The organism is Ferrimonas sediminum (genome assembly GCF_900100175.1).
Taxonomy (GTDB): domain Bacteria; phylum Pseudomonadota; class Gammaproteobacteria; order Enterobacterales; family Shewanellaceae; genus Ferrimonas; species Ferrimonas sediminum.
In genome coordinates, this window is the sequence record NZ_FNEM01000016.1 from 22610 (window position 1) to 35192 (window position 12583).

Genomic DNA, 12583 nt, shown 5'->3' on the forward strand with positions numbered 1-12583 from the left:
GTCGCCATTGTAACGCTGTAAAGGGAAAGCCGACCAGTTTCGCAAACAAAACAGGCTAAGATGGCGTCAGTTTAACGGATCTTCATACACAGGAAAAAATGATGAAGCGAGCTGTAATTACCGGACTGGGTATTGTTTCCAGTATTGGCAATAACGCCGAAGAAGTAACGGCAGCCCTGAAGGCCGGCAAAAGTGGCCTGAGCTATTCAGATCAGTTTGAAGAGCTGGGGCTTCGTAGTCGCGTCTGGGGCGATCTGAAGATCGACCCGGCTGAGCACATCGATCGCAAGAAGTTGCGCTTTATGGGTGATGCGGCGGCTTACGCCTATATCGCAATGGAAGAGGCGATTAAAGACGCCGATCTTCCAGAAGACCAGGTCAGCAACCTGCGCACCGGCATTGTTGCCGGGTGTGGCGGTGCGTCCTCCCTGAACCAGGTGCAGGCAGCCGATACCTTGCGTAGCAAAGGCGTGCGCCGTGTGGGCCCTTATCTGGTGCCACGGATCATGTCTTCTACCGCCTCTGCCTGTCTGGCGACCCCCTTTAAGATCAAGGGCATCAACTACTCAATCAGCTCCGCTTGTGCCACCAGTGCCCACTGTATTGGCCATGCCGTTGAGCAGATTCAGCTGGGTAAGCAGGACATCGTGTTTGCCGGTGGCTCCGAGGAGCTGCACTGGACTCTGGCGATGGGCTTTGATGGCATGGGCGCGCTGTCCACCAAGTACAACGATGATCCCACCAAGGCGTCCCGCACCTACGATGCCGATCGAGATGGTTTTGTAATCTCCGGCGGCGGCGGCATGGTGGTGGTGGAAGAGCTGGAACACGCTCTGGCCCGTGGCGCCAAGATCTACGCCGAGATCGTGGGTTACGGTGCCAACTCCGATGGCTACGATATGGTTGCCCCCAGCGGTGAAGGTGCAGTGCGTTGCATGAAGCTGGCGCTGGAGCAGGCCGGTGGCGACATCGACTACATCAATACTCATGGTACCAGTACGCCGGTCGGCGATACCCGTGAACTGGGTGCCATTCAGGAGGTGTTCGGTAACAAGAGCCCGGCCATCAGTGCCACTAAGGCGATGACCGGCCATGCTTTGGGAGCCGCCGGTGTGCATGAAGCCATCTACAGCCTGCTGATGATGGAGAACGGCTTTGTGGCGCCCAGCATCAACGTCGACAACCTTGATGACGATGCTAAAGGCCTGAACATCGTCACCGAGACTCAGGAGCGCGAGCTGAACACCGTCATGAGCAACAGCTTTGGCTTTGGTGGCACCAACGCCACGCTGATCATGCGTAAGTACCAGGGTTAAGCGTCCATAACCCTGTAAACTCCAGAGCCGGGATACTGCGTCCCGGCTCTGCTTTTGTTACACTCCCCCTCCTGTTACCGCAACTCCCCCTACCCCGATGATTATCGTTGCTGATGAGAATATGCCGGCGCTGGATGCCATGTTTGGCCATTTGGCAGAGATTCGTTGTTATCCCGGCCGTGGGATCGGCCCGGAGCAGGTGCGCGATGCTGATGTCCTGCTGGTACGTAGTGTCACCCAGGTCAATCAGGCGTTGATTGATGCGGCGGAGAAGCTGAAGTTTGTCGGTACCGCCACCATCGGATTTGACCACATCGACGTCGCGGCGTTGGCGGCCAGAGAGATCCCCTGGAGCAATGCCCCCGGCTGCAATGCCGAGGCGGTGGGTGAGTATGTGCTCACGGCGCTGCTGACCCTGGCCCAGCGTCTGTCGGTGTCCCTTGAGGGGAAAACTCTGGCGGTAATCGGCGCCGGCAATACCGGTTCTGCCACGGCGCGGCGTGCGCAGGCGTTGGGGATGCAGGTGCTGCTGTGTGATCCACCTCTGCAGGCGGCCGGAGACCCCCGTCAGTTTGAGTCACTGGACGCCGTGTTGGCAGCGGCTGACATCGTCAGCTGTCATGTGCCACTGGTTCGTGACGGCGCGCATCCCACCTGGCACCTGCTGGATGAGACCCGCCTGAACGGGCTCAAGCCTGATGCCTGGCTGGTGAATGCCTGCCGGGGTGAGGTGGTGGATAACCGGGCCTTGCTGGCGCTGAAACAAGCGCGGCCGGACCTCAAGTTGATTCTGGATGTGTGGGAGGGGGAGCCGTCGCCGATGGCGGAGCTGGTCGAGGTCTCCGAGATTGCCACGCCGCACATCGCCGGATACAGCGTCGAAGCCAAACTGCGGGGCAACTGGATGTTGCTTGAGGTGCTGGCGAAGCAGTTGGGGCTGGGACCGGTGGCGGAGTTTTCCCGGTTTGTACCGGAAGCCGAGATTGCCTCGGTGCGGGTAAGTGCCGCTGTGAATCAGTCCCTGTTGGCCCGCGTTGCCCGTCTGGTGTACGACATCGACAGCGAAGATCGCCGCTTCCGGCAGTGGCTGGCGCAACCCGGTGGTTTTGACCGGCAGCGAAAAGCCCACCTCAATCGCAGAGAATTTCTATCCTTAACCGTGGGTCACTCGGGGCAGGCGGCCCCGGACCTGTGGTCTGAACTCGGTTTTAATAAAGAGAGATAATCCATGGCACAGGCATTTAATGTCGCAATTTTGGGCGCCACCGGCGCCGTCGGTGAAGCCCTGATCCAGATTCTGGAAGAGCGGGAGTTTCCCATTGCCGAGCTGCATCTGCTGGCCAGTGCCAACAGTGCCGGCAAGACTCTGGCGTTTAAAGGAAAAAGCCTGACGGTTACCGATGTAGCGGAGTTTGACTGGAGTCAGGTGGAGCTGGCCTTTTTCTCTGCCGGCGGCGAGGTGTCGGCCCAGTATGCCCCGTTGGCGGCCGACGCCGGCTGCGTGGTCATCGACAACACCTCTCACTTCCGCAATGAGCCGGACGTGCCACTGGTGGTGCCGGAGATCAACGCCCATGCGCTGGCGGAGTTTCGTAATCGCAACATCATTGCCAACCCGAACTGCTCCACCATCCAGATGTTGATGGCCCTGCACCCGATTCACCAGCAGTACGGCATCGACCGGATAAATGTGGCCACCTACCAGTCGGTATCCGGTGCCGGTCGCCGTGCCATCGAGGAGCTGGCCAAGCAGTGTGCTCAGTTGTTGAATGGCCTACCGGCGAAAAACGAGGTGTTCGACAATCAGATCGCCTTCAATGTGCTGCCGAAGATCGATGATTTCATGGATAACGGTTACACCAAGGAAGAGATGAAAATGGTCTGGGAAACCCAGAAGATTTTCGGTGACGCCAGCATCGCGGTGAACGCTACGGCGGTGCGGGTACCGGTATTCCATGGTCACGGTGAAGCGATTCACCTGGAAACCCGTCAGCCTACCTCTGTGGAGGAGGTGAAGGCACTGCTTAGCCAGGCGCCCGGACTGGTGCTGATGGAGGAAGATCAGGACTACCCCACTCAGGTGGGGAACGCCACTGGCCAGGATGAGGTCTTCGTTGGCCGGGTGCGCCAGGATATCAGCCACCCCTGTGGCCTTAACCTGTGGGTGGTCGCAGACAACATTCGCAAAGGCGCGGCCCTCAATGCGGTGCAGATTGCCGAAACTCTGATCAGGGATTATCTGTAACTACCAGGGGTAATTCCTGCAGCAGCCGCCCCGAATTCGGGGCGGCTGTTTGCTATGGGCGATGTCAGGGGGCGAGGCCTTGATCACTTCGGGTAGCGCCTGTCCCAGCAACTGCTGTTGTCCTTATGGCAGATGAGATATAGTGTTGAGATCGCAGCATTTAAAAATCAAACCATAGACACAGATATGCGGGCCTGCAAAATGACTGGAAAGCAAAGGGTATTGGTAGCCCTGTTGAGTGGGGCCATGGCCTGCTCGTATTCATTACATGCCGTTGGCGAAGGGGTGGCTGTTGCCGGGCCTCAGGGTGAACTGAAGCAAGTCACCATCGGGCCGACCTCCCCCAGCGATACTTTATGGCGTCTGGCCAAAGCCCACCAACCGGAAGGCGCGACTGTCTACCAGACCATGCTGGCGCTGTATCAGGCCAACCCTCAGGCGTTCAGCAGTCAGAACCTCAATGCCCTTGAAAAGGGGATGATCCTCACTGTCCCAGATGATTCGGTGATTCTGGCCATCGATCCGGCCGAAGCGAAGGCGCGCGCCTCTTCCGACGACAAGCGCTGGAGTGCTTTACCGGTGGCAGCTAAGGCCAATGTGGCGCCGAAGCCGGTGGGGGCTCAAGCCCCGACGCCGAAACAGGCCACCACGCCCGGGGTGGATAAAGAGCTGGCTCGCCTGAACGATGAATTGAACCTGCAAAAGCAGCAATCGGCGGAACAGATTGGTCGTCTGCGACAGGAGCTGGGGCACTCCATCGATGAGATGGCGGCGATGCTGGAGCAGAATGAACTGCTTAAGGCTCGCCTGGATGAACTGAACCAGCAGGTGTTGACTCTGCAAAGTGCCCTGGATGATCAGCAGGCCGTCAATCGGGAGCTGGAGCAGCAACTGGTGTCGCCCATGGCCAGCGCCAACTCCGCAGAGGTGGTGGAACCGGCTCAGGACATTGAAGAGAGTGGCATCTGGCAGCAGTTGTGGGCCAAACCCTGGCTGGTTGGCATTGCGGCAGTGGTACCGACCCTGTTCCTGTTGGTCTTGGTGTGGTTGTACATCCGTCGCCGCTCGCCGGAGCCGGATGGCAGCATCGCTCAGGTTTCGGATCCGATTCAGCCCTCAGTCCCGGAGCCGGCCGTCGTCGTTTCGGCACCGGCATCGGCTGACAGCCAGGATACGGCGGCCATTCAGCTGGAACCCTCTGCCACCGAAGCCGAGGAACCGGTGCAGTCGTTGGAGGAGTTGCTGCAGGAGCATCAGGCCATGGAAAGCGGCGATGCCCAGGCCTCGGAGCCTGATTTCAACGATGAGCTGTTGGCGAACATGGCCATCAACGAACTCGAGCCGGATGTGGACACGGTGATGTCTGAGCTTGGAGTGGCCCTGGATGACAGTGCCGACATGGTCGAATTGATGAACGATGGTGATGACGGCAGCATGGCCATGGCTGAGGATGACATTGAAGCGTTGCTCAAAGATCATTCGCCAGTGGACTCCGAGTCTCAGCCGGAGGCCGATGAGCCGGCCCTTCAGGCGCCGCTCGAGTCGGAGCCGGTGGACAGCAGACTGGATCTGAGCGTGGACAATGAGCCAAGCCTGGAGATGGGCAAAACCGGGGATGAGGAGTTTATCGATATCGATAAACTGCTGGACGAGTCCCACAGCGATGAGGCTCAGGTTGAGCCCTACAATGGCCTTGACCTGGACATCGGTGATCCGGATTTGACCAGCCTGATTGGTGAGCCGTCCGGGGTGGACGTGGATGACGAGGTCAGTGGTTACAGTGCCAAACTGGATCTGGCCCGGGCTTACATCGAGATCGATGACAAGGACAGTGCCAAGGCGTTGCTTCGGGAAGTGATCGATAAGGGGGCCGGCGCCCAGCAGGGGGAAGCCCAGGAGTTGCTGGATCGCCTGTAGATAACGGTTCGACGAATCGATGGAAAACGGTGGCTCAGGCCACCGTTTTTTGTGCCAACGAAAGGGAAAACTCACAGTTTTGTATCAGGCTGGCGGGTAGGTCGCACTGCGGTAATCCGGCAATTGGTTGACGACAAAATTCAGCAACGCAGACCAGATCTACACCGGGTTTGGTATTACAATGCTCGGCCGCACGGTGGCAGCGGTAAAGTTGCGGTAATTTGGTATAATGCGCCCCTTTTTGAACAGCAGGTAGTACGGGTATGAGAGTCGCACTGGGAATTGAGTATGACGGCAGTCGCTATTTTGGTTGGCAACGCCAGCGGGAAGTGGTTGGCGTTCAGCAGCGACTGGAGGAAGCCCTGTCGGTCGTTGCCAATCATCCGGTGGAGGTGTTTTGTGCCGGTCGGACCGATGCCGGCGTGCACGGCACTGGCCAGGTCGTGCACTTTGATACCGATGCGGTTCGCCCCGAGCGTGCCTGGACATTGGGGTTAAATGCCAACCTTCCCGGGGACGTTGCGGTACGCTGGGCCAAGCCGGTCAGCGATGAATTTCATGCCCGTTTTTCAGCTACGGCCCGACGCTACCGCTATATCATCTATAACCACCGATACCGGCCAGCAATTCTGGGCAGTGGCGTCAGCCACTATTACCACGAGCTGGATGAAACCTTAATGCACCAGGCGGGTCAACTGTTATTGGGTGAACAGGATTTTAGCTCGTTCAGGGCGATCCAGTGCCAGTCAAACTCGCCGTGGCGGAATGTGCATCACCTAACCGTCAGTCGTCGTAATCACTACGTGATTGTCGACATCAAGGCCAACGCTTTTGTTCACCATATGGTGCGCAACATCGTCGGGTCATTGATGACTGTGGGGAAAGGGGAGCAGCCGGTGGAGTGGATTTCGGAGTTGTTGGCTGCCAAAGATCGCAACCTGGCTTCGGCGACCTCCAAGGCTGAGGGGCTGTATCTGGTTCAGGTAGACTACCCGGAGCAATTTGCGATTCCGGCGAGTGAACCGGGGCCGCTTTTTTTACCAGACCCGTTGTAGAGAGTTAAACGCCAGGCAGTGAATTTAGCCGCATTTTCCCTGAGAATTATCGGGTTAGACCAGTTTTCAGTATCGCCTGTGTGACCTTTGTGGTTTAATTTGTTCAGTTTGAGCCCAGGTGCCAGAAAATAGAATTCGAAAACAGGCTACTATTATTCAGATAATAGCCTGTTTGCAGCAGATAACCGCCTAATCAGGCCAATCATTTACAGGACTAGCGACGATGAGTTGGTTAGAGAAAATCCTGCCGAAAAGTAAAACAGTCGCGGCCCGTCGCCACTCCGTACCAGAGGGGGTATGGAGCAAGTGTGGTAACTGTGATCAGATCCTCTACCGAGCAGAGTTAGAGCGTAATCTGGAAGTGTGTCCTAAATGTGACCACCACATGCGAATCGGGGCCCGAGCACGGCTGGAAGGGTTCTTCGATGAAGGAACCATGCATGAAATCGGTACTGACTTGGTGCCCCAGGATGTATTGAAGTTCCGGGATTCCAAGAAATATAAAGATCGTATCAGCCAGGGTGAAAAAGCCAGTGGTGAGTCTGACGCGCTGATTGCAGCCGAAGGCATGCTGAAAGGACAACCCGTGGTGGCGTGTTCGTTTGAGTTTGCCTTTATGGGCGGCTCTATGGCCTCCGTGGTCGGCGCTCGATTTGTTCGGGCGGTCGAGATCTGCCTGGATAAAAACCTGCCGTTGGTGTGCTTCTCCGCCAGTGGTGGTGCCCGCATGCAGGAGGCGCTGTTCTCCCTGATGCAGATGGCCAAAACCTCTGCGGCCCTGGCCAAGATGAGTGAGAGGGGGCTGCCCTACATCTCGGTATTGACGGATCCCACCATGGGCGGCGTCTCAGCCAGTCTGGCGATGCTGGGTGATATCAATGTGGCCGAACCCAAGGCTCTGATCGGCTTTGCCGGTCCCCGGGTTATCGAGCAAACCGTGCGGGAGCAACTGCCGGAAGGGTTCCAGCGCAGTGAGTTCCTGTTGGAGAAAGGGGCCATCGACATGATCGTCGATCGTCGTCAGATGCGCGACACCCTGGCTCGAATACTGGGCAAGTTTACCCACGCGGCGCCTCAAGAGACCGAATAATGGCCAATGCGGCACCTTTTTCAAGCCAGTCCCTCCAGGACTGGCTTGATTTTATTCTGGCGGTACACCCGTCGGAGATCGACATGGGGTTGAGCCGGCTGCGTCAGGTGGCCGAGGCCATGGCGTTGGATGCCCTGCCGGACTCCACCGTAGTGACCGTCGCCGGTACCAATGGCAAAGGGTCCACCTGCGCCATGATGGAATCGATACTTCTTCAGGCCGGAATTAGCACCGGTGTCTTCAGCTCTCCTCACCTTCATCGCTATAACGAGCGGGTGCGCGTCGATGGTAACGAGCTGGATGATCAGTCTCATCTGGATGCCTTTGCTGCCATCGAACAGGCTCGCGGGCCGATTCAGCTTACCTTCTTTGAGTTTTCGGCTTTGGGCGCCCTGTATCTGTTCGCCCGGCACAAGCCAAAAGTGGTGCTGCTTGAAGTAGGTCTTGGGGGGCGACTGGATGCCACCAACCTGATTGATGCGGATCTGGCTGTGATCACCTCCATCGATCTGGATCACCAGGAGTACCTTGGTGACAGCCGCGACTCCGTCGGTCGTGAAAAGGCTGGAATCTTTCGGACCGGGGTTGCTGCGGTGATTGGAGAGCCGGATCTGCCGGCTTCGGTGACCGAGTATGCCCAGGCGTTGGGCACCCCTCTGATTCGGGTGGGGCATGAGTTTCACGCCGACTATCGGGCCGACCACTGGCAGTTCCGCCGCCCCGGTCGTCATCTCGACGCCCTGCCCATGCCGGCGTTGCCTGCCATGAATGCCGCCACCGCGGTGGCGGCTATCGATCGCCTGATGCCTGAAATAAGCGTCGATGCTTTGGCTGCCGGTTTGTCGACAGCCACTCTGCCGGGAAGGATGCAGCCACTGAGCCTGTCACCGCGTCTCTATACCGATGTGGCCCATAACCCCCATGCGGCGCGCTATCTGGCTCAACGATTGGAAGCCATGAAGGGGCAGGGACGGGTGCTGGCAGTGTGTGCCATGTTGGAAGACAAGGAGATCGAAGCGTCACTGGCGCCGCTGATGACGGTGGTGGATGAGTGGTTCGCGGCTCCGCTGGCGGTGCCCAGAGGCAGTAATGGGGAACGTGTTGCCGAGGCCGTTGGTGGTGCGTCGATCCATGGGTCGGTTGCCGAGGCGATGGCGGCGGCCCGGAGCCAGCAGCAACAATTAGATCTAGTCATTGTGTTTGGCTCCTTTTACACTGTGGCTCAGGCGCAACACGCAATTGCAGGAGAATAGAGCTTGTCTGCTCAGTTAAAGAACCGGATTGTCGGCACATTGGTGCTGACGGCACTGGCGGTGATCTTTCTTCCCGATCTCCTCAGTGGTGAAAAACAGAGAGTGCAGGAGAATTTTGCCACCATTCCACTGCGACCGGTGTCTCTGCCCGAGCCTGTGCCGGAGCAGGCGTTTGACGACGTTGCCCTGACCGACACCGGGGCGGAGAAGGAGACAGTCAAGCCGGCGTCCAAGGCGGCGACTAAGCCGACGCCGTCGACCACTGAGATACGTCAAGGCTGGACCATTCAGCTGGGTACTTTCAAGAACGCCAAGAACGTGAATAATCTGGTGAGTCAACTCCGTGAAAAGGGGTTTCGGGCCTATACGGTGCCCGCCAGGCCGGTGGAGGGTCGCTTGAACCGGGTCTTTGTCGGGCCGGACATCTCCAAAGACGCCTTGGTGAAAGAGAAGGCGCGCCTGGCCCAACTGACCGAACTCAACGGCAGCTTGGTGCGCTACAAGGCCACTGATATTTAACCTGATTCAGCACAGAGCCCGCATTTATGCGGGCTTTTTAGTGCATGTAACAGTCGATGAAATTTAGATGTGAAAGGGCGGGCGCTCTGTTAAAATTGCCGCCCAAACGTAGATTCGGAGGCGATACTCGCTGTGATGGTTTGGATTGATTACGCCATACTGGCTGTCATTGGACTTTCTGTCCTTATTAGTCTGGTTCGCGGCTTTGCCCGCGAAGCGATGTCTTTGGTGGTGTGGGTGCTGGCCTTCCTGGTCTCCAGCCGCTTCTATGAAGATCTTGCGGTTTATCTGAGCCAGATAGACGATCCCATGTTGAGAAATGGCGCCGCCATCTCAATTCTCTTTGTGGCCACACTGATTCTCGGTGGCCTGCTGAATTACCTCATCGGTCAGATGGTCGACCGAACTGGCCTGACCGGAACCGACCGGGTGCTGGGTGTGGTCTTCGGTGCTGCCCGCGGAGCCTTGGTGGTGGCTGCGGTGCTGTTCTTCCTCGATAGCTTTACCGGGGCCGCGTCCTCGGGCTGGTGGCACGATTCGGTGTTGATTCCCGAATTCAAAGTCGTCATTCAATGGTTCTTCCAATACCTGGAGCAAAGCTCCAGTTTTTTACCAAAAATATAATAAAACCATGACCCTACTAACTATGAACATCTTACCGAATAAGGATCAACAATAATGTGTGGTATCGTCGGAATTGTTGCTCATTCCTCCGTCAACCAGACCATCTATGACGCGCTGACTGTTCTGCAGCATCGCGGCCAGGATGCGGCCGGTATCGTCACCGTGGATGCGGAAGCATTCCGGTTGCGTAAGGCCAACGGCCTGGTTAAGGATGTATTTGAAAGTAAACACATGCTGCGTCTGCAAGGCAACGTGGGTATCGGCCATGTGCGTTACCCGACGGCGGGCTCCTCCAGCTCCTCCGAGGCGCAGCCGTTTTACGTCAACTCTCCTTTTGGTATTACTCTGGCTCACAACGGCAACCTGACCAATGCCCATGAGTTGAGTGACTCCATGGCCAAGATGCGTCGCCACATCAACACCAACTCTGACTCGGAGCTGTTGCTGAATGTGCTGGCTCACGAGATTCAGCAGATGCCGGGTTATCAACTGGATGCCGAGCAGGTCTTCAGTGCCGTCAGCCAACTGCACAAGAAGGTGCGCGGTGCCTACGCCTGTGTCGCCCTGGTTGTGGGGCAGGGGATGGTGGCATTCCGAGACCCCAACGGCATTCGCCCGCTGGTGCTGGGTAAGCGTCAGTCGGACAACGGCCAGGAGTTTATGGTGGCCTCGGAGAGTGTGGCACTGGATGCCGTGGGCTTTGAGTACATTCGGGATGTGGCACCTGGTGAGGCGATCTACGTCGACGTTGAGGGCCACCTGTTTACTAAACAGTGCGCCGAGCAGCCGCTGCTGAGTCCGTGCATCTTTGAGTTTGTGTACTTTGCCCGCCCGGACTCCACCATTGACGGCATCTCGGTATACGCCAGCCGGGTGAACATGGGCCGTAAACTGGGAGCCAAGATTGCCCGGGAGTGGGAAGATCATGACATCGATGTGGTGATTCCGATTCCGGAAACCTCCTGCGACATCGCGCTCCAGATTGCCAACGAACTGGATCTGCCGTACCGGCAGGGGTTTGTGAAAAACCGTTATGTTGGTCGTACCTTTATTATGCCGGGACAGGCGGAGCGTAAGAAGTCGGTACGTCGCAAGCTCAACGCCATTGGTCAGGAGTTTAAGGGCAAAAACGTGCTGCTGGTGGACGACTCGGTGGTGCGGGGTACCACCTCACAGCAGATCATCGAGATGGCCCGGGAGTCCGGCGCACGTAAGGTGTATTTCGCTTCTGCGGCACCGGAGATTCGTTTCCCCAATGTCTACGGCATCGATATGCCCAGCCCGCAGGAACTGATCGCCTATGGCCGGGATGTGGAAGAGGTGTGCAGCCTGATCAAGGCTGACGGCCTGATCTACCAGGATCTGGAGGATCTGGTGGCGGCGGTCAGCGAAGAGAATCCGACGGTGAATCGCTTCGATACCTCGGTGTTTAATGGCGAGTACGTGACTCAGGACGTGGATCAGGGCTACCTGGATCAGCTGACCGCATCACGCAGTGATGACGCCAAGGCCCAACGGGACTCTGAGCAGAGCAGTAACCTGGAGATTCACAACGTCTGTCACCCTTAGGGGCTGTGAACCTTTGGTGATTGGCTATCGAGGTGGGTAGAGCCTGTTCCCTGAATTGGCTGGCACCGAGACGGGGTTGCCTGGAAATAAAAAACGCGCCGTAGAGGCGCGTTTTTTTATGCTGCCGTTGCTGCGTCAACCGACGTAGGAGGGGCCAAACCCCAGATTCCACATGATCACCGAAGCCGCCAGTATTGCCACCAGCAGCACCAGCCCGCAGGTTACCAGTGAGCTGGCATAGATGAAGCCGCGCTCTTCGGGAATGTTCATGATGATGGGCACCCCGGAATAGAGCAGGTACACCGAGTAAGCGATGCCCGCCAAACCGACCATCATCACAAACCACAGCTCTGGATACAGGGTGGCAAAGCCGACCATGAACAACGGGGTGGCAGTGTAGGCGGCCAGTTCCACCGCCTGGGTGGTGGTGGGGTCTGCGCCAAAGGTTTTAGCCATCCAGTGGGCCAGATAGGCCAACAGGAACACGCCGGCAATCAGCGCGAAATACATGGCGAAGGCCATTTTCACGGCACTGGCCTGGGTTAATTTAATGGGTTCGCCGGCACCGATGCTCCAGCCAATGTAACTGCTGGCGAAGAAGCCGCAGATGGCGGGAATCAGTGCAATGACCAGAATGTGAGTGAGGCTGGCACCAATCCCTTCGTGGGTGCGTTCAATGTTTTGCCACTCTTCACGCGGATGGGTATACAGGCCCCATAAATGATTGAGTATCATAGTTATTATCCCCTGCTAAACGTCAATGTGCGTTAGTCGTCGGAACTTCAGACGATACAACTACTGCTTACTCGCTCTGTCGGTGATCCCTCGACGGGTTTCGGTGCCATTGTGAGTGGGGCGAAACGCGGACGGTCTGATCATTTTTAGAGCAGGTAGTACTAGTTATTAGGGATTGCGGCGTTTGAGTCAAGCAGGAATTTGACTTGCATCACAAAAACTCCGCTTGTTGTGCATGGCTCGTGAGTTTGATTCAGTGC

At 57.3% G+C, this 12583-nt stretch carries 11 protein-coding genes; 10 read left to right on the top strand and 1 reads right to left on the bottom strand.

The window, feature by feature from the left end; translation table 11 throughout:
• Window positions 1-101 precede the first annotated feature (101 nt).
• The 10 genes from fabB to purF all read left to right on the top strand — a co-directional run bounded on the left by fabB (window position 102) and on the right by purF (window position 11588).
• A complete protein-coding gene (gene fabB / locus BLT77_RS15605) occupies window positions 102-1316 on the top strand; it encodes a beta-ketoacyl-ACP synthase I (RefSeq protein ID WP_090367123.1) in 1215 nt (404 codons plus the stop codon).
• Between the two features lie 97 nt (window positions 1317-1413).
• A complete protein-coding gene (locus BLT77_RS15610; RefSeq protein WP_090367125.1) occupies window positions 1414-2541 on the top strand; it encodes a 4-phosphoerythronate dehydrogenase in 1128 nt (375 codons plus the stop codon).
• A gap of 3 nt (window positions 2542-2544) precedes the next feature.
• Window positions 2545-3561, top strand: coding sequence for an aspartate-semialdehyde dehydrogenase (locus BLT77_RS15615; RefSeq protein ID WP_090367127.1), 1017 nt, complete (start codon window positions 2545-2547; stop codon window positions 3559-3561).
• Window positions 3562-3807: 246 nt separating this feature from the next.
• Entirely contained in the window at window positions 3808-5478 is a 1671-nt protein-coding gene (locus BLT77_RS15620) for a FimV/HubP family polar landmark protein (protein WP_176819340.1), read from the top strand.
• A 263-nt stretch (window positions 5479-5741) separates the two neighbouring features.
• A complete protein-coding gene (gene truA, locus BLT77_RS15625; RefSeq protein WP_090367131.1) occupies window positions 5742-6533 on the top strand; it encodes a tRNA pseudouridine(38-40) synthase TruA in 792 nt (263 codons plus the stop codon).
• A 223-nt stretch (window positions 6534-6756) separates the two neighbouring features.
• The gene (gene accD / locus BLT77_RS15630; protein WP_090367133.1) at window positions 6757-7623 is read left to right on the top strand and encodes an acetyl-CoA carboxylase, carboxyltransferase subunit beta; all 867 of its coding nucleotides are present in this window, start codon (window positions 6757-6759) and stop codon (window positions 7621-7623) included.
• A complete protein-coding gene (gene folC / locus BLT77_RS15635) occupies window positions 7623-8876 on the top strand; it encodes a bifunctional tetrahydrofolate synthase/dihydrofolate synthase (RefSeq protein ID WP_090367135.1) in 1254 nt (417 codons plus the stop codon). The genes accD and folC overlap by 1 nt, the downstream gene beginning before the upstream one ends.
• 3 nt (window positions 8877-8879) lie before the next feature.
• The gene (locus BLT77_RS15640) at window positions 8880-9395 is read left to right on the top strand and encodes an SPOR domain-containing protein (RefSeq protein ID WP_090367137.1); all 516 of its coding nucleotides are present in this window, start codon (window positions 8880-8882) and stop codon (window positions 9393-9395) included.
• A 135-nt stretch (window positions 9396-9530) separates the two neighbouring features.
• Window positions 9531-10019, top strand: a complete 489-nt coding sequence (locus BLT77_RS15645; protein ID WP_090367138.1) for a CvpA family protein — start codon at window positions 9531-9533, stop codon at window positions 10017-10019.
• Between the two features lie 54 nt (window positions 10020-10073).
• Window positions 10074-11588, top strand: coding sequence for an amidophosphoribosyltransferase (purF, locus tag BLT77_RS15650; protein ID WP_090367140.1), 1515 nt, complete (start codon window positions 10074-10076; stop codon window positions 11586-11588).
• A 135-nt stretch (window positions 11589-11723) separates the two neighbouring features.
• Here purF and BLT77_RS15655 read toward each other — a convergent pair whose 3' ends face one another.
• Entirely contained in the window at window positions 11724-12323 is a 600-nt protein-coding gene (locus BLT77_RS15655) for a Yip1 family protein (protein ID WP_090367142.1), read from the bottom strand.
• Window positions 12324-12583: the final 260 nt, after the last annotated feature.

Coding starts and splice junctions, on each gene's coding strand:
- accD (WP_090367133.1), top strand. CDS start 6,757: ATGAGTTGGTTAGAGAAAATCCTGCCGAAAAGTAAAACAGTCGCGGCC.
- truA (WP_090367131.1), top strand. CDS start 5,742: ATGAGAGTCGCACTGGGAATTGAGTATGACGGCAGTCGCTATTTTGGT.
- BLT77_RS15620 (WP_176819340.1), top strand. CDS start 3,808: ATGGCCTGCTCGTATTCATTACATGCCGTTGGCGAAGGGGTGGCTGTT.
- folC (WP_090367135.1), top strand. CDS start 7,623: ATGGCCAATGCGGCACCTTTTTCAAGCCAGTCCCTCCAGGACTGGCTT.
- fabB (WP_090367123.1), top strand. CDS start 102: ATGAAGCGAGCTGTAATTACCGGACTGGGTATTGTTTCCAGTATTGGC.
- BLT77_RS15645 (WP_090367138.1), top strand. CDS start 9,531: ATGGTTTGGATTGATTACGCCATACTGGCTGTCATTGGACTTTCTGTC.
- BLT77_RS15610 (WP_090367125.1), top strand. CDS start 1,414: ATGATTATCGTTGCTGATGAGAATATGCCGGCGCTGGATGCCATGTTT.
- BLT77_RS15615 (WP_090367127.1), top strand. CDS start 2,545: ATGGCACAGGCATTTAATGTCGCAATTTTGGGCGCCACCGGCGCCGTC.
- BLT77_RS15655 (WP_090367142.1), bottom strand. CDS start 12,323: ATGATACTCAATCATTTATGGGGCCTGTATACCCATCCGCGTGAAGAG.
- purF (WP_090367140.1), top strand. CDS start 10,074: ATGTGTGGTATCGTCGGAATTGTTGCTCATTCCTCCGTCAACCAGACC.